This window comes from Ruegeria sp. CDSA089, from assembly GCF_059612205.1.
This window is the reverse complement of the sequence record NZ_JBXWQD010000003.1, coordinates 384,496-400,512: the sequence shown is the minus strand read 5'-3', so window position 1 is coordinate 400,512 and position 16,017 is coordinate 384,496. Positions and strand designations below refer to the sequence as shown.

The following is a 16,017-nucleotide window of genomic DNA, read 5'->3' as shown; positions in this document are numbered from 1 at the left end:
AAACCCTCATAAGTAGGGGACACACGCTGCATCGCCAGAAGCAGATGGATGCATAGATGCAACAGAGCACGATATGCTGGTATTTGGACAAAAATTACATATTGCGTATTTTTTGTAAATCCACGAAAGGAGCGTCGGGCGCAGCTTTGCGGCCATCCTCCTCTCGAAATTTATGGATTTACCATGAAAAAACTCCTCATCGCATCGACTGCACTGATTGCGGCCACAGGTGCCGCCTCGGCGGAAATAAAGTTCAGCGGCTTCGCCCGCTTTGGTATCGGCTACGAAGAAGATCGCTCTGGCGACGTTACCAATTTCAACACCGCTGGTGGCGTCGTTACCTCGACGGACACTGCAAATGTTGACACTGACGACACGATCCTAATCTCGCGGTTCCGTCTGAACATCGACGGGATTGTCGAAACGGACAGCGGCGTTGAATTTCAGGCACGCGTCCGGTTGCAAGCCGACGAAGACAACGGCAATGGCGAAGCCACTGAGGCGGGCCTGAACGGCGCGCGTTTCTCAGTTCTCTACGGTGGGCTGCGTGTCGATGCCGGAAACGTGGCAGGTTCGTTTGACAACCTGGATGACTACTTCGGCAATGAACCGGGCCTGGAAGAATTCCTGGGTCAGTATGTTGGCGTCAACTACGAGTTCCTCGAATACAGTTCGACGGGTTCGGGCGCGAACGCGGTGTTCGCTCAGTACCAGCTTGGCGACCTGAGTTTTGGCGGTTCATATGATCAGGAAACTGTTGCTCTGAACGGGTCTGATGAAAGCACCGACCGCTGGGATATTTTTGCGTCATACTCGTTTGACGCCTTTACCGCTTCGGTCGCCTATGGTGAAAAAGATCTGGCGAATGGCGACGACGAAAGCCTTACTGTTCTGACACTTGGTGCAGAATTGGGTGACTTCTACGGTACTTTGTTCCTGGCGGACGATGACGTCGCGGATGATGCCGAGAATGGCACCGCATATGGTTTCTCGGCCTCGTATAACGTTGGAGCCGCGACAACGCTGTTGGTCGCTTATGGTGACGGCAACGCGGATGATGACGAGCGCAACATCGGTGTTGGCGCAATCTACGATCTGGGCAACGGCGCATCGCTGCGCGGCGGTATCGGCGAGATCAAAGAAGGCGACGAAGATGGCTTTATCCGTGCCGATTTTGGTGCGCGCTTCAACTTCTAAGTCGACCTAGGCAATTCTGATTTTGGGGCGGGCCCTTGCGCCTGCCCTTTTTCTATTTCTTTTCGAAGAACAGTACGACTTCGCCCAGGCGCACACCATAGCGCGAGACATAGGCGCGGTTCAGCAACCGGTCATCGGTCAGCAACCACATCCAGTCGTCGAAATTCACCCGCATGGTGCCGTCCTTGATCGGCAGATCGATCTTGTATTTCCAATTGAACGTATCGCCGCGTTCAATCCCGCTAGCCGTACCCAGCACACCCGGAGCCGTGCCCGTCCAAGTATCCTCGCCAGTTTTGGTCAGGGTCCAGATGCGCTGCTCGGTCGCGCCGTCGTCATAGACGAAATCTTCGACCAGGGTCAGGGTCGTGCCGTCCCATGTTCCGTCGATATCGACCGTGAACCGGCGTGGGACATTGCCCAGAACATCCTGAAACTGGCCATAGGCGACGGTTTTACCCTCAAAGAACTCTTCCAGATTCAACTGCCGGTCTGACAGGAACGATTTGGGCACCCGCGGTTTGGCCGAGCATGACGCCAGCGCAGCGACGCCAGCGATGGCAAGTAAGGTGATCAGAAACCTGCGCAGGGTCATTGCAGGGGCCTTGCTTCGCTGTCTGAGTCATACCCGTTGGCCCCGTTCAGATGCGCGGCTTTGACCTCAGGCGCGGGGCGCATTGTGGCGACGAGTTCGGCGACTTTGATGCCAAATTTGCGCATTTCCGAGCGATTCATTATCACGCCGCTTTCGGTCAGGTACATCCAGTCGGTGACATCCAGTGTATGCCCGCCCGAGTCCTCGGGCAGGATAATCCGATAGGTCAGTTTGACGGTCGAACCCGAAATCGTGCCTTGCCCTTCGCCCACGATATCATCCGCCTTGGCCGTGAACGTGTTGCCTGTACCCAGCGTCAGGTACCACTTGCGGGTCATCTTCTTGCCGTTGGAATAGGTGAAATACTCGGCCAGCGTCCCGGAGTTGCCGTCCCATTCCCCGACCATGCGGGCGACAAAGCTGTTGGTCATTTTGCCGTTGGGGCCGTAGATCAGACCTTCGGACAGGATCTCTCCGTTCAGGTTCTCTTTCATTTTGAAGGCAGGGCCGGTTCCAGCGTAATCGGCGGGGGATTGCGATCGGAAGCTCAGAAATCGACCCTTTGCGACGAACAGAGCCAAGACGGCTAAAAGCAGAACAACAAGCAGTTTCATTTGGCAGAGACCTCAGTAGGCAGCGTCAGAACCAGTCCGAACGCGCCGAGTTTCAGGATGCAGGGAAGAACGGCATAGGCGAGGGTGAGCGTTTTCAGCGCCTCGGTCGTGTTCTCCTGACCAGGAGTGAACCCGCTGCGTTCCAGCAGCGGCAGGGTGAAAAAAGCAGCCAGCGCAAGGCCCAGCTTGCCCGCAAAGGACCAGATGCCAAAGGCGGTTGAGGCATTCAGCCCTGCACGCGTCAGCACAACCGAGAACATGGCGGGCAGCACCACCATATCGGCACCCAACGCCGCGCCCGAAGCGATGCAGATCGCAGCGAAACCAGCTAGGTTGCCAGCCGACAGCATGGCCGCCCCAATAAAGCCCGCGATAGACAGAGGCATGGCTATGATCAGAGTCTGTTTTGCGCCAATTCGCTTGCTCAGCCGCGCCCAAAGCGGAACGCTGACGCCTGCGCTGAGGAAGAACAGGATCAGCAGTGGGCCCGCTTTGCCCGGCAGTTGCAGCTTGTCTTCAACAAAGAACAGAAACAGAGTCGAGGTGATGGCCACAGGCAGGCTGTTCACCAGCGCCAGAACCAAAAGACGCAACGCGCCAGCCTGTCCAAGCCCCGCCAGAGATATCCCTTGTCCGGTGATCGGCGCGCGCCGCCAGATTGGAACGGTCATCGCCAGGGTGAGAAGGGCCAGCACCCCAAGAAACAGTCCAAAAGCGGGATAGCCCTGCCCGCCGGCCCCAAGCGCCAGGAACACAGTCGGGGCGATGGCCGCCATAATGACCCCTGTCAGCTGTCCGCCTTCGCGCCACGCAGCCAGAGTCATAAGCTCTTGTGCATCGGTTCGCTTGGCAAGCGTAGCGCTGCGGCCATAGAGAAGGATCGTGCCGAGGCTGTAGGCCGAGAACAAAAGGATCAAAACAGACACTAATGCGGCGACACTGGCCCCATTGGGTAAACCGAACAGCAAGGGAAACCCGATGGCCAATCCAAGTGCAGCGGCGGCGGCGAAGGCAAGCTGCGCCCCCGGCCAGCGGTCGATGGCCCATCCGATCAGCGGATCTTGTACCAGATCAATCAGGCGGATCAGCAATAACACCGTCCCGATTACCCCCAACCCCATACCCAGGTTTACGGCAGCAAAGCGCGGCAGGTGGATGTAAAGCGGGATGCCCGCCGCCGCGAGCATCAGCGCATAGAGGCTGACCCTCGGATACAACATTACTGACCTTTGAGCTTCTGCGTGAACGCGGCCGAGCGGCTTTTCTCGCCCAGAAACACCGACATGAAACTGCGCTTGATGCCCGGATGGCGCATGGTGCAGGTTTTTGCGCCGTTCAGCCAGAAGGATACCTCATTTGGCCCGTCCGAAACTGCCAGATAGCGATCGCCCTTTTTCACGGCCTTGAAGCAGACCTCAAGCTGATCACGCACAGGGGCGGAGCGCCCGATGCGGTCCATCTCGTCCAGGGTCGAGTTGATCAGCACCTTTTTTGATACGTTACGGCGGTATTGCAGTTCCAGCGCGAAATCCTTGTTCCAGTCGAACGCCGCGCCGCCCGGGGTGAAAAGCCGCCCGTTGTAAAGCGGCAGCCCAAGATAGCGATAGGTAGCCGTGCCGCGCAGTTGCGGATCGTCAAGCTCATTCAGTCCGGTAGCGGCCAGCAGGCCGCCCGGCATCAGCAGCGCCAAGGACAAGAGCGTCGCCCGATAGAAGTCAGACGCTTGCCGAGGCCACGATGGCTGCGTTTTGTGCATCAGTCTCATTGTCAGCTCCGAATGTGTGTTGGGTGCCATTCAAGCGCTCGACCACATGCATCGCGCTGGCAATCCCATCTTCGTGAAAGCCGTGCCTGTTATAGGCGCCGGCAAACCAAGTTCGGTTCTGTCCCTGCATCGCGCGGATTTGCCCTTGTGCCTTCAGGGCCGCTTTGTCGAAGACCGGGTGCGCAAATTCCACCTGATCATAGATTTTATCCGCAGGAATTTCTGATGAAGCGTTCAGCGACACGAACAGCGGATCGCTGTCGGGAATGTTCTGCAGACGGTTCATCCAATAGGTTACGCCAACATTTCCGGCTTGCGACCGATAGGTCCAACTGGACCAGCAGGCACGCCGGCGGGGCATCTGGCGTTCGTCGCAATGCAGGATCGCTGTGTTCGGCTGATACCGGATTGCACCAAGTGCAACGCGTTCGCCCTCGGTCGCGCTGTCACCCAGAATGGCCAGCGATTGATCGGAGTGGGTGGCCAGGATGATCTCGTCAAACTGGTCCCCGTGCCCTTGGCTGTGGACGGTAACGCCGTCGCCATCGCGTTTCACGTGATCCACCGGCGCGGCCAGTCGGATCTCGCACCCTCGCGCACGCAACGCGGCGTCGATGCGACGCACATATTCGATACTGCCGCCTTTTACAGTGTACCACTGATGCTGTTTGGCGCGGCCACTGGCCAGCAGCGCATGGTTGCGAAAGAACTGCACCAACGAGCGGGCCGGGAACTGATCCACAAACTCAACCGGAGTCGACCAGATCGCGCCGCACATGGGCATCAGGTAATTGTGGCGGAACCAATGGCCGAGGCGCAGCTGATCCACTAGCTCTCCGATCGTGGTGTCGTCGTCTTGTGCGGCCTCGGGGGCCTCTTTACCGAACCGCAGAATGTCGGCGATCATCTTGTAATATGCGGGGCGCGCAAGATTGCGTTTCTGCGCGGTCAGGGTGCGCAGATTGTTCAGCCCGTATTCGATGCGGCCATTGTCGATGGTGGCACCAAAGCTCATTTCTGACTTAATAACCGGCACGTTCAGTTCATCAAACAAGGCGGTCAGATAAGGATAGGTCACGTAGTTGAATACGATGAAACCCGTATCGACCGGCTGATCGCCGTTCTTTCCCGCCATAACCGTGCGCGCGTGACCGCCCAGCCGGGATTCGGCCTCAAACACGGTTACGTCATTGTTTTCTGACAGGTAGTAAGCTGCGGAGAGACCCGAGATGCCTGCGCCTATTACTGCGATTTTTTTCCGGCCGCTCCGGGTTTCGTCGAACATTCAAGCCTCGTTCTGTAACGTATTACAATAAGATACGCAGAATAGGCTTGGGTGGATCAATCGGGTTAGAAGAATTTCGAAAATGCACTAGGTTGTGACATCGGGTTACAAGGTGCGTTATCTGTCCCGCCTGTGATCCGGCACCCCTCGGCGGTCGTAAAACAGAAAAGCATATGAAACGGTCCCGGAATGAGCAGCTTTGACGGAAAGACATATTGGATCATCGGCGCCAGTGAAGGGCTGGGGCGGGCTCTGGCCGAGACCCTCAGCCGCCAGGGCGCGCATCTGATCCTGTCGGCCCGCAACGCAGAGCGTCTGGCCGAGATTTGCGATACCCTGCCCAACGCCCGTGCGATTGCGATGGATGTTACTGATTTAGAGTCTGTTTGTGCGGCAGCGGCCGAGGCCGGCTCAGTCGATGGGCTGGTCTATAACGCTGGTGCCTATGATCCCATGCGGAGTGGTGACTGGAATACGGAAAGCGCGCTGAGGATGGTCGATGTGAACTATCTTGGGGCCATGCGGGTGCTGGGGGAAACCGTGCCGGGGTTCGTCCAGACAGGGCGCGGGGATATCACCCTGATCGGGTCTTTGGCTGGTTATCACGGTCTGCCAGCGGCGATTGGGTATGCGTCCAGCAAGGCGGCGCTGGTGTCGCTGGCCGAGACGATGCGACATGATTTGGCCGGATCGGGTGTAACCGTACGGATCGTCAATCCGGGGTTCATCAAGACCCGGCTGACCGAGAAGAACAGTTTCAAAATGCCCATGCTGATGACGCCCGAGGACGCGGCGGATCGCGTGGCCAAAGCCATGGCGCGTCGCCGGTTCCGCACCGATTTCCCTGCGCCGTTTTCCTGGGTGATCCGGCTGATTGATTACCTGCCGGATTGGCTGGTGTATCGCGGTAAGTAGACTCTAATCAGGGGTTTATCCAAACTGACCATGGCAAAACCAGCCCGCCGACATGGTGCCGCCGTGGCCGTAAAACAGCCACAGCCGCTCGCCCTGTTCGGTCACAACCACCCAGTAATCGCGCACGCCGCTGCGCCAGTTAGGGTCATCCAGCCACCATTCCGGTGCGATCCGTTCCGGCCCGGTGGCTTGTGTCAGTTGCCAGTTTCGCCCGCGCCAGCGAAATGTGTCTGGCACGTCTGGGGTATCTGGAGCGGCTACTGGCTCGGGTTGCCACATCTGCAAGGGACGCGGACGCGGTGGTGCAGGCCAGTCTTGCGCGGGTTCGGACCACGCAGCAGCCAGCACCTGTGCGGTTTTCTCGGGGATATGCGAGGCCGCCGGGTGCCGCCTTGTGATCGCCTCCAGCCCGACCCGCGCACCTAGTTTTCCGATCAGGTCTTCGACAGCGGTGTTACCGTCCAATCGGTTGCGGGCGACGCGGCGCGCCTCGGCATGACCGGCCATGGTGCGGGCGTGGATGGGTTCCGTCTGCACCGCCTCAAGTCGCAGCATGTCGATGCCATAGCCCGCATCGATCTGGTCGATTTTCATCTCTAACAAAGGGCGAATGCGGTGTTTATCATAGGTTGGACGAGCCAGCCCGACCTCGATGATCTCAGCCGCCTGATCGGCGCGATGGGCTTCCAGCCGCAGAGTCCGCACCCCGCGCGCTTTCTCCTCTAGCTTGGTGCAGAGCGTCGGTAGAACGCGGTCGATGGCGGCCATGACGTCTTCGGTCAGACCGATCGGGTTGGGCAGGGTCATCCGCACCGCAAAGTGATGCGGCGGTCGGGCGGGCGAGACCGGCTCGGGCGCGCTGCCCATCGCCTGATCCAGCCGTAGCACCAGTCCCCGCCCAAATCGCCGCGCCAGCGACGCGCGCGGCTGCCCCAGTAGGTCGCCGATCCTGCGCAGGCCCAGACGGTTCAGCTGTGCGACCACCTGATCCTCAAGCCGCAGCGCTGCAATGGGAAGCGGGCTGAGCGCGCCATAGGATTGCCCCGGCGCTGCGATCCGCGCGCCACTGCCCACAGCCACCACTTGCGGTGCGGCCCCGCCCTTGGTCCAGTGCCGCCGCTTGGTGGCGCGGGCGCGGGTGGCGCGAGCCTCTTGGCTGATGGCGTCGCCATTGCGGTCGGAGGTGGCCTGTTGCCCCGCGTAGCGCGCCAGCGCCCAGGCCGCGCCCAGCGTGTCGGCGATGCCCATCTGTACGCTCAGCCCCATATCTGCGCAGTCGGTTTCGATCACGTTCAACAACGCTTCTTCCCCGCCGAACAGATGCGCGCAGCCTGACAGATCCACGATCAGGCCATCGGGGGCTTCTTCGGCAACCCATGGGCTGAACTTGCCTACCCACCGACGCAGGGCGGTCAGAAACGCAGCCTCGGCCGGGGCGTTGCGGGGGCGTGTCACCAGATTGGCGCACATGGCATGAGCGTCGCGCACTGGTTGGCCCACGCGCAGACCAGCGGTCTGCGCATCCGCGTTCAGGGATGTGATCACCTGCATGTTCGACTGCTCAGTCACCACAGCCAAAGGCCCATCTTGCAGCCCCCGCGCAGCGCGGATCAGCCGTTCAGCCCCCAGACGGGGAAACCAGAGCGAGAGTATTCGGCGTTTTGGCATTGGCAGACATCAAAATGTTCCCATTTTGTTCTTATCGTAGAATCGCCCGCCGAGTCCACGCTTACCCGCAGGTCAGGCGTTGGATGATCCCGGTCTCATCTACAAAAACATTCAGCCGGTCGATGCGGTAATCCTGCGTGGCCAGATCACCCGGCCCCAGAACGCGGGACCGTTCGGGCAACTGGGCCTGAATGGTCGAGACCGGTTGACCGACAGAGCCTGCAACAGCTTCGCCCTGACAAAAGGCCAGATCGACCGGGGCGGGTTCGGGCGACAGGGGCGCATCCTCGGGCGCGGGGGGCTGGGCACAGGCGGTCAGCAGGGCCAGCGTGGGAATAAAACGGTGCATTGGCGTTCCTCTTTCCGGCAATGTCGTTTCTGCAATATCAGATGTTTAGCAAAGCTGGCATCAAAGCGCAGTTGAAAACGCCCGGCAATTGACGCAGGGTCGAGGCAAAAGTGACAGGGAGACACCGAATATGCGCACCCGTGCCGCCGTCGCCGTTCAGGCAGGCAAACCTTTGGAAGTGATGGATGTGAACCTCGAAGGCCCCAAGGCGGGTGAGGTTCTGGTCGAGATCAAGGCCACCGGCATTTGCCACACCGATGAATTCACCCTGTCGGGCGCGGATCCCGAGGGGCTGTTCCCCGCGATTCTGGGCCATGAAGGCGCAGGCATCGTGGTCGAGGTCGGCCCCGGTGTGACCAGCCTGAAACCGGGCGACCACGTGATCCCGCTCTACACCCCGGAATGCCGGGAGTGCGAATACTGTCTGCACCCCAAGACCAATCTTTGCCAGGCGATCCGTGAAACGCAGGGGCAGGGCCTGATGCCGGATGGGACCTCGCGCTTTTCGACTTTGGATGGTGATCCAATCCTGCACTACATGGGCTGCTCGACTTTCTCGAACCACACGGTTCTGCCGGAAATCGCGCTGGCCAAGGTGCGTGAGGATGCGCCCTTCGACAAGATCTGTTATATCGGATGCGGTGTGACCACAGGGATCGGCGCTGTGATCAACACTGCCAAGGTGGAAATCGGCAGCCGCGCCATCGTGTTCGGTCTGGGCGGTATCGGGTTGAACGTCATTCAGGGCCTGCGTCTGGCCGGGGCCGATCAAATCGTTGGCGTTGACCTGAACCCCGCCAAGGTCGAGATGGCGACCAAGTTTGGCATGACCGATTTCGTGAACCCGACCGAAGTTGAAGGCGACCTGGTGCCTTATCTGGTCAACCTGACCAAAGGTGGCGCGGATTACACCTTTGACGCCACTGGCAATGTGGGCGTGATGCGTGCCGCATTGGAATCGGCGCATAAGGGCTGGGGTGAATCGATCATCATCGGCGTGGCGCCTGCGGGAGCCGAAATCTCGACCCGTCCGTTCCAGCTGGTCACGGGCCGCTCGTGGCGCGGTACGGCCTTTGGCGGTGCGCGGGGCCGGACCGATGTGCCGAAAATTGTCGACTGGTACATGGAAGGCAAGATCGAGATCGACCCGATGATCACCCACACCATGGGTCTGGACGACATTAACCACGGTTTCGACCTGATGCATAAGGGCGAAAGCATCCGCTCGGTCGTGGTTTACTAGGGCCCTCAATCTGCGATTTTGAGGACGGCGCGCTGTGAATGGCGCGCCGTTTTTATTTGCCGGGACGGCTTGCGCCGGTGTCAGAGCGTGGCGAGCGGACCCGCAGAACCGGGGTATTGACCGACGAGGTGTTCGCCCGGCTTTCGCGCCAGACCACATAGACGCCTGAGGCGATGATGATGCTGGCCCCAACGGCGACCCAGCCATCGGGCCGCTCGTTGAAAAAGACCATGCCGAACAATGTGGCCCAGATGATCTGACTGTATTGGCTGGGGGCGACGACCCCAGCGGGCGCAGCTCGATAGGCAAGGATGATCAAGTGTTGTGCGACGACCGAGAACACGCCCACCAGCGCCATCATCGCCAGATGCAGCAGCGAGGGAGGTTGGTAAACGGCGGGTTGCATCAAGCTCATGACCACAATGGCCAACAGCATCGGATATAGGATCAGCACGGCCGAGCGTTCCTCATTCCCGATCTTGCGCACCAAAACAGACCCTAACGCGCTGGAAAACGCTGCAGTCAGGGCCGCGAGGTGGCCCAGAGTGATGTCCGTTGCACCGGGGCGCAGGACGATCAGAACTCCGATCAGGCCACAGCCGACGGCGGCCCAACGCTGTGCGCGCACGACTTCCCCCAGGATTGGGATCGACAGGACAGTGACGAACAGAGGGAAGGCGAATAGCAGCGAATAGACCTCGGCCAGCGGCAGCGCCGAGAAAGCGTAGAAGGCGCAGACCATGGACGTCACCATCAGGGCCGAGCGCAGCAGGACCAGCCACGGATGATGTGGTCGGAAATTGCCCGTGGTCCGGTCGGTCAGGATCGTCACCGCCATCGGCACAAAGGAAAACAGCGTTGCGAAAAAGATGATCTGCATCACCGAATAGGTGCTACCCAGCACTTTGATCAGCACATCATGACTGGCAAAAACCGCAAAGCCCGCAAACGCATAGCCAAGCCCCCGAAGGGTGGTGTTCTGAGTGCTCATGAGGCGGCCTCGGGTGATGTGTCGGTGTAGGGGCGCAGCGTAATGGGGCTGTCGTACCCCTGAGTAAACCCATTTGGCCGACCCGCATAGCCCTTATTTTACCGCTAACATGGCAAAGCTGCCATGCCCTGGGATCAACGCAGGATGGGAGGTGCGTCTTTGGGTTGGCGTGCAGATTGCACACCGGCCTTCATTCCCACGCCGATTCTTCGGGCCAGCGCGACCCATGGTGTGGAGGTTTCCGGGGGTAAGGTCTGGGTGGCGACCTCTTCGAACAAATCCAGCCAATGTGCGAACATGTCGGGCTGCACGTCGGGCCGCTCGATATGGACCCGCTGCGGATTGCCGTCATAGCTACGCTCATACAGGATGGCGTTGCTCCAGAAGGCGGCGATCTTGTCCTCATGTGCTGGCCAATCGTGGACATGTGCGTTGAAGACCGGCCCCAGCACCGCATCCTCGCGTACGCGGGCGTAAAAGGCACGGACCTGCGCGTTGATTTGGTCCGGGGTCGCGGGAAAGCGCGGCGGCAGGGTGGGGCGGGTCATATTTGGTCCGTTTTCGACTCTGTTCCGGGCGGATACCCGGTTCAGACGTCACGCAACAGGTGTGGTTTTGTCGCGCGGCTCTGGCGTCAGTAGATGCCGTATCAGAGCCACCGGATGCGCCTTGAGGCTGAGGCGGGTGGCCACGTAATCCTCGACCACCTGCTCGCCCAACGTCATCTGCGGCAGATAGGCTGCAGGCTCGTCCAGCGCCTCGCCTTCCAGATCCTGCGAGAACAGGGGCAGGGGCTTGGCGGTGGCAATCGCTTTGGCCTGCCACAACGCCTCGCGCCTTGTCAGATCGCAGGCGGAGAAGGCATCGGCCTCAGCTAGCCGCTCGATCACCGAGGGACCAAGCCCGGCGCGTCGCCAGACGTCATCCACCTGATGGTAGCCATTGCCCCGCGCGGCGGTCAGCCAGCTGGCATCTTCCTCGCTCAGGCCTTTGATCTGACGGAACCCCAGCCGCAGGGCCAACCCGCCGTGACCGTCGGGTTCCATCACATTGTCCCAGAAACTGGCATTGATACAGACCGGGCGCACCTGAACACCATGTTCGCGCGCATCGCGCACGATCTGGGCGGGGGCATAGAAGCCCATCGGCTGCGAATTCAGCAGCGCGCAGGCGAAAATCCCCGGATGGTGGCATTTGATCCAGGCTGAGGCATAAACCAGTAGCGCAAAGCTGGCCGCGTGACTTTCGGGAAAACCGTAAGAGCCGAAGCCTTCGATCTGCGAAAAACAGCGCTCGGCAAAATCCTGTTCATAGCCGTTCCGCTCCATCCCGCGCAGAAACAGGGCCCGGAATTCGCTGACATTACCATGTTTCTTGAACGTCGCCAGCGAGCGCCGTAGCCGGTCCGCCTGTTCCGGGGTGAACCCCGCGCCCACGATGGCAATCTGCATGGCTTGCTCCTGAAACAGCGGCACGCCCAGCGTTTTGCCCAGCACCTCGCCCAACGCGTCCGAGGGGAAGCTGACCTCCTCCTCTCCGTTCCGGCGGCGGATATAGGGGTGAACCATGTCGCCCTGAATGGGGCCGGGGCGGATGATGGCGACCTCGATCACCAGATCATAGAAATTGCGCGGTCGCATGCGGGGCAGAAAGTTCATCTGAGCCCGCGATTCCACCTGAAACACGCCGACGCTGTCCGCCTTGCACAGCATGTCATACACCGCCGGATCCTCGGGCGGCAGGGTGGCGAGGCTATAGCCCGTCTGGTGGTGCTGGCTGATCAGATCGAACGCCTTGCGGATACAGGTCAGCATCCCGAGGCTGAGCACATCGACTTTCAGAATACCTAAGGAATCGATGTCATCCTTATCCCAGCAGATAACCGTACGATCCTCCATCGTGGCGTTTTCGATGGGGACAAGTTCGTCCAGCCGCCCTTCGGTGATGATGAACCCACCCACATGCTGAGACAGATGACGGGGGAAGCCGTCAATCTCATAGACCAGCATTAGAGTCTGTTTCAGGCGTTTATCGTCGGGATCAAGGCCAATCTCGCGCATGCGTTCGGCTTCAAGACCTTTGGCCGAGAAGAACCCCCATAGTTGTGACGAGAGCGCCGAGATCGTATCCTCGGTCAACCCCATCGCTCGCCCCACCTCGCGGATGGCGCGTTTGCCGCGATAATGTACGACCGTGGCGCAGAGGCCCGCGCGTTCCCGGCCATAGCGGTCATAGATGTGCTGGATCACCTCTTCGCGGCGTTCATGTTCGAAATCGACATCGATATCGGGCGGCTCGTCCCGCGCCTCGGACACAAAGCGTTCAAAGACCATCGTGCCCAGTTCTGGACTGACCTCGGTGATGCCAAGGCAGTAGCAGACCACCGAATTGGCCGCCGAGCCGCGCCCCTGACACAGGATATCGCGGGATCGGGCGAAGGTGACGATGTCACGGACGGTCAGGAAATAGGGTTCATATTTCAGCTTGCCGATCAGGGTCAGTTCATGCGCCAGCATTTTCTTGGCCTTCTCGGACGCGCCCGCCGGATAACGCCAGTTCAACCCCTCATGGGCCAGACGGTGCAGGCGCTGGGTCGGGGTTTCCTGGTCGCTGCCTTCGTTGGGGTATTCATAGCGTAGCTCATCCAGCGAGAATTGTAGCTGCTCGCTGACCATATGGGCGCGGGTGACAGCGCCTTCATGGCCTTTGAAAATGCGCAGCATCTCGGTTTCCGAACGCAGGCGCTGCTCTCCATTGGCCAGAGCGTCGCGGCCCAGATCGTCGACCTTGCGGCGCAGTCGGATGGCGGTCAGTACATCGGCCAGTTTGCGACGGGTACCATGGTGCATTATCGGCGCAGCGCTGGCGAGGGTGGGGAGGTTGAGTTGTTGTGATTCAGTCTCTAATACAGAGAAATACTCACTGTCTGCGCCATCATATCTGGGGTGCATCACCAGATGCATCCGCCCGGAAAAGCGGCGCGTCAGCTTTTGCGCCTGTGTCCGCCAAGCACTCGCGCCGCCCTGCGGCCGGGTCGCTTGTGGCCAGAGCAGCAGGTGCAGACCGTCGGAGAATTCCATCAGGTCGGACAGGTGCAGGATACAGTCACCTTTCTCGGCCCGTAGGCGACCCGCCGACAGGATACGGCACAGGTTGCCCCAGCCCTGCCGGTTGAGAGGCAGGGCGGTGACGGTGGGCGCGTCGGTGAAGATCAGCCGTGCCGCAGGGATCAGGCGTGGCACCGCGTGGATTGGGTAGGAGGGCGGTTTGGGAATGTGATCGGGGCAGGGCGGGCCGATAGGCGTGTTCTGCCCCTCCCATTCCACACGTTCGCGCACCTTTCGGGCGATCTCGCGCGCCTGGGTATGGGCGCGCACGATCCCGGCGACCGAGTTGTGATCGGCAATCGCGATGGCGGGCAGGCCAAGGGTGACGGCACGCTGCATGTATTCCTCGGGGTGCGAGGCCCCGGTGAGAAAGGTGAAATTCGACGTGATCGACAGCTCGGCATACATGGCGATTCCACATTATATTCACCTTTTGTTCTTTTTCGAGTCCTTTGCGCAGGAAACGGGTCGATTGCAGTTTCCCCTCTGGGCAGGGTGGCAGAAAAAGGAGACCCGAGATGTTCAAGATCACTGCCCTTCCCACCCCCCAAGTCCGCGCGCTTCAGGCCGGAGGGCCGGACGCATATGGCGCCTCACCCGAGCACGCCGTTTCCAAAGGTGCGGGCAATCCCTGCCGACATTGCCTACAAAACATACCAGAAGGCCAAGAAATGCTGATATTGGCGCATCGCCCTTTTCCAGAGGCACAACCTTACGCGGAAACGGGTCCGATCTTTCTATGTGCCAGCCCGTGTAAGCGATATGAGAGCACGGAGCTGCCCGAGATTTTGACCACCTCTCCGGACTATCTGATCAAGGGGTATGGATTGGATGACCGGATCGTCTATGGCACCGGGGTGATCGCCCCGACAGATCAGATTGGTGCGGCGGTAAAGGACATCTTTGCCCGTGCGGACATCGCCTATGTCCACGTGCGATCCGCCCGAAACAACTGCTATCAGGCGCGAATCGACCGGTCTTAAAGCTTGACCCGGTGCATCCCCCGGCGCGGCTGATCCAGATCATCCGCTGGGCCATCATCGGCACGGGATGAGGTCAGGGCGAGGAACACATCCTCGAGATCGGCCTCTTCGGTGCGCACGTCGCGGATGCGGATGCCTGCGGCGCGCACGGCCTCCAGCACCTGTTCAGCGCTGGTCTGGGAGCTGCGATATTGCAGGACAAGGCTGCCATCATCGCGCAAAGCGGCTTCGACACCATCGGTTGTTGGCAGATCCACGACCGGGCTGTCGGGAAGGATCACCATCGTCCGGCTGTCCATCCGACCCAGCAGGTTGGCGGTACTGTCCTGCGCTATCTTTTCGCCGTGGTTGATGATGGCGATCTCGTCACACATATCTTGCGCTTCTTCCAGATAATGCGTGGTCAAGATGATCGTCATGCCCTGTTCGTTCAGCTTGCGTACATTGGTCCAGAGCATCTGGCGCAGTTCGATATCCACGCCTGCCGTGGGTTCATCCAGAACCAGAATCTTGGGGTGGTGCACCAGTGCCTTGGCCAGCAAAAGCCGTCGTCGCATGCCGCCCGATAGCGTGCGGGCATAGGCCTCGGCCTTGTCGCTGAGGCCCACAAGTTCGAGAATTTCATCGCTGCGACGCTGCGACTTGGGTACGCCATAAAGCCCGGCCTGCACCTCCAATGCGCCGCGCGGGGTGAAGAACGGGTCTAGGTTCAGCTCTTGCGGCATCACGCCAATGGCAGCGCGGGACTGACGGGGGTGTTGGTCCTGATCAAACCCCCAAATCGACACTGAACCCGCCGATTTCACCACCAGACCGGCCAGAATGTTGATCAGAGTCGATTTCCCGGCCCCGTTCGGCCCCAACAGCCCAAAGACCGAGCCGCGCGGGACGGTCAGATCGATGCCCTTCAGCGCGTGCTTTTCAGGCTGGCCCTTACCGCCACGATAGGTCTTGCGCAGCCCTTCGATCCTGATTGCCGCATCGCTCATGTGGCTCTTGCCCCCGGTTTGCTCATCGCTCATAAACGCACCTAAACCATGCCCGCGAGGCCGACAACCGAAGAAGGATCGCCAGCCGTGACCATCGAAGCGCCGGAAACCAAGATCGTCGAAACCTCTCGTGTTGCCTGCGACGGCGGCGAGGGTGCGTTGGGCCATCCGCGGGTCTGGCTGCAGATCCCCGAGGATACCGGCTGGGTTGAGTGCCCCTATTGCGATTGCAAATATGTGCTGGCGGATCAGGATCAGTAGGCCCGTCACAAAACTGTTACGCGTCCTATTTCCGCCCGAGTGAAGACTCTATATC

General features: G+C 60.1%; 16 protein-coding genes. 5 read left to right on the top strand and 11 right to left on the bottom strand.

From position 1 onward, the window contains the following. Nucleotides 1-183 precede the first annotated feature (183 nt). The gene (locus AC2FJ6_RS10880) at nt 184-1,197 is read left to right on the top strand and encodes a porin (RefSeq protein WP_170773006.1); all 1,014 of its coding nucleotides are present in this window, start codon (nt 184-186) and stop codon (nt 1,195-1,197) included. Between the two features lie 52 nt (nt 1,198-1,249). On the opposite strand, the gene AC2FJ6_RS10875 is transcribed toward AC2FJ6_RS10880, so the two are convergent. The 5 genes from AC2FJ6_RS10875 to AC2FJ6_RS10855 are packed head-to-tail and all read right to left on the bottom strand — an operon-like array spanning nt 1,250 to nt 5,456. Next, on the bottom strand, nt 1,250-1,792 hold the full coding sequence (locus AC2FJ6_RS10875; RefSeq protein ID WP_170773003.1) for a DUF3833 domain-containing protein: 543 nt from the start codon (nt 1,790-1,792) through the stop codon (nt 1,250-1,252). Then, complete coding sequence (locus AC2FJ6_RS10870; RefSeq protein ID WP_486532512.1) at nt 1,789-2,406, bottom strand: DUF3833 domain-containing protein; 618 nt, start codon at nt 2,404-2,406, stop codon at nt 1,789-1,791. Before AC2FJ6_RS10870 ends, AC2FJ6_RS10875 begins: the two co-directional genes overlap by 4 nt. Next, nucleotides 2,403-3,626 carry an MFS transporter gene (locus tag AC2FJ6_RS10865; RefSeq protein ID WP_170772999.1) on the bottom strand — a complete coding sequence of 408 codons (1,224 nt, stop codon included), beginning with the start codon at nt 3,624-3,626 and terminating at the stop codon, nt 2,403-2,405. Before AC2FJ6_RS10865 ends, AC2FJ6_RS10870 begins: the two co-directional genes overlap by 4 nt. Next, the gene (locus AC2FJ6_RS10860) at nt 3,626-4,171 is read right to left on the bottom strand and encodes a hypothetical protein (RefSeq protein ID WP_237217411.1); all 546 of its coding nucleotides are present in this window, start codon (nt 4,169-4,171) and stop codon (nt 3,626-3,628) included. Before AC2FJ6_RS10860 ends, AC2FJ6_RS10865 begins: the two co-directional genes overlap by 1 nt. After that, nucleotides 4,122-5,456: an NAD(P)/FAD-dependent oxidoreductase gene (locus tag AC2FJ6_RS10855; protein WP_496668979.1), complete on the bottom strand. Its 1,335-nt coding sequence runs from the start codon at nt 5,454-5,456 to the stop codon at nt 4,122-4,124. The genes AC2FJ6_RS10860 and AC2FJ6_RS10855 overlap by 50 nt, the downstream gene beginning before the upstream one ends. A 189-nt stretch (nt 5,457-5,645) precedes the next feature. Here AC2FJ6_RS10855 and AC2FJ6_RS10850 point away from each other — a divergent pair, with 189 nt between their 5' ends. Further along, nucleotides 5,646-6,371 carry an SDR family NAD(P)-dependent oxidoreductase gene (locus AC2FJ6_RS10850; protein ID WP_170772995.1) on the top strand — a complete coding sequence of 242 codons (726 nt, stop codon included), beginning with the start codon at nt 5,646-5,648 and terminating at the stop codon, nt 6,369-6,371. Between the two features lie 15 nt (nt 6,372-6,386). Here AC2FJ6_RS10850 and AC2FJ6_RS10845 read toward each other — a convergent pair whose 3' ends face one another. Then, nucleotides 6,387-8,039 (bottom strand): Y-family DNA polymerase, encoded by a 1,653-nt coding sequence (locus AC2FJ6_RS10845; RefSeq protein WP_496668976.1) that lies wholly within the window; start codon nt 8,037-8,039, stop codon nt 6,387-6,389. Nucleotides 8,040-8,100: 61 nt separating this feature from the next. Further along, nucleotides 8,101-8,388: an I78 family peptidase inhibitor gene (locus AC2FJ6_RS10840; protein WP_170785295.1), complete on the bottom strand. Its 288-nt coding sequence runs from the start codon at nt 8,386-8,388 to the stop codon at nt 8,101-8,103. Between the two features lie 130 nt (nt 8,389-8,518). On the opposite strand from AC2FJ6_RS10840, the gene AC2FJ6_RS10835 reads away from it, so the two are divergent. Beyond that, a complete protein-coding gene (locus tag AC2FJ6_RS10835) occupies nt 8,519-9,631 on the top strand; it encodes an S-(hydroxymethyl)glutathione dehydrogenase/class III alcohol dehydrogenase (protein ID WP_170789483.1) in 1,113 nt (370 codons plus the stop codon). Nucleotides 9,632-9,683: 52 nt separating this feature from the next. Here AC2FJ6_RS10835 and AC2FJ6_RS10830 read toward each other — a convergent pair whose 3' ends face one another. The 3 genes from AC2FJ6_RS10830 to AC2FJ6_RS10820 form a co-directional block, all read right to left on the bottom strand. Continuing rightward, nucleotides 9,684-10,622, bottom strand: a complete 939-nt coding sequence (locus tag AC2FJ6_RS10830) for a DMT family transporter (RefSeq protein ID WP_170785291.1) — start codon at nt 10,620-10,622, stop codon at nt 9,684-9,686. Between the two features lie 134 nt (nt 10,623-10,756). Continuing rightward, entirely contained in the window at nt 10,757-11,170 is a 414-nt protein-coding gene (locus AC2FJ6_RS10825; RefSeq protein WP_170772985.1) for a group III truncated hemoglobin, read from the bottom strand. Between the two features lie 48 nt (nt 11,171-11,218). Continuing rightward, complete coding sequence (locus tag AC2FJ6_RS10820; RefSeq protein WP_170772983.1) at nt 11,219-14,137, bottom strand: error-prone DNA polymerase; 2,919 nt, start codon at nt 14,135-14,137, stop codon at nt 11,219-11,221. A gap of 110 nt (nt 14,138-14,247) precedes the next feature. Between AC2FJ6_RS10820 and AC2FJ6_RS10815 the strand changes: the two genes are divergently transcribed. After that, on the top strand, nt 14,248-14,712 hold the full coding sequence (locus tag AC2FJ6_RS10815) for a DUF1203 domain-containing protein (protein WP_170772981.1): 465 nt from the start codon (nt 14,248-14,250) through the stop codon (nt 14,710-14,712). Here AC2FJ6_RS10815 and AC2FJ6_RS10810 read toward each other — a convergent pair. Then, on the bottom strand, nt 14,709-15,701 hold the full coding sequence (locus AC2FJ6_RS10810) for an ABC transporter ATP-binding protein (protein ID WP_496668992.1): 993 nt from the start codon (nt 15,699-15,701) through the stop codon (nt 14,709-14,711). The two genes, AC2FJ6_RS10815 and AC2FJ6_RS10810, sit on opposite strands and share 4 nt — an antisense overlap. A gap of 87 nt (nt 15,702-15,788) precedes the next feature. Here AC2FJ6_RS10810 and AC2FJ6_RS10805 point away from each other — a divergent pair, with 87 nt between their 5' ends. After that, nucleotides 15,789-15,962, top strand: a complete 174-nt coding sequence (locus AC2FJ6_RS10805) for a zinc-finger domain-containing protein (protein WP_170772979.1) — start codon at nt 15,789-15,791, stop codon at nt 15,960-15,962. Nucleotides 15,963-16,017: the final 55 nt, after the last annotated feature.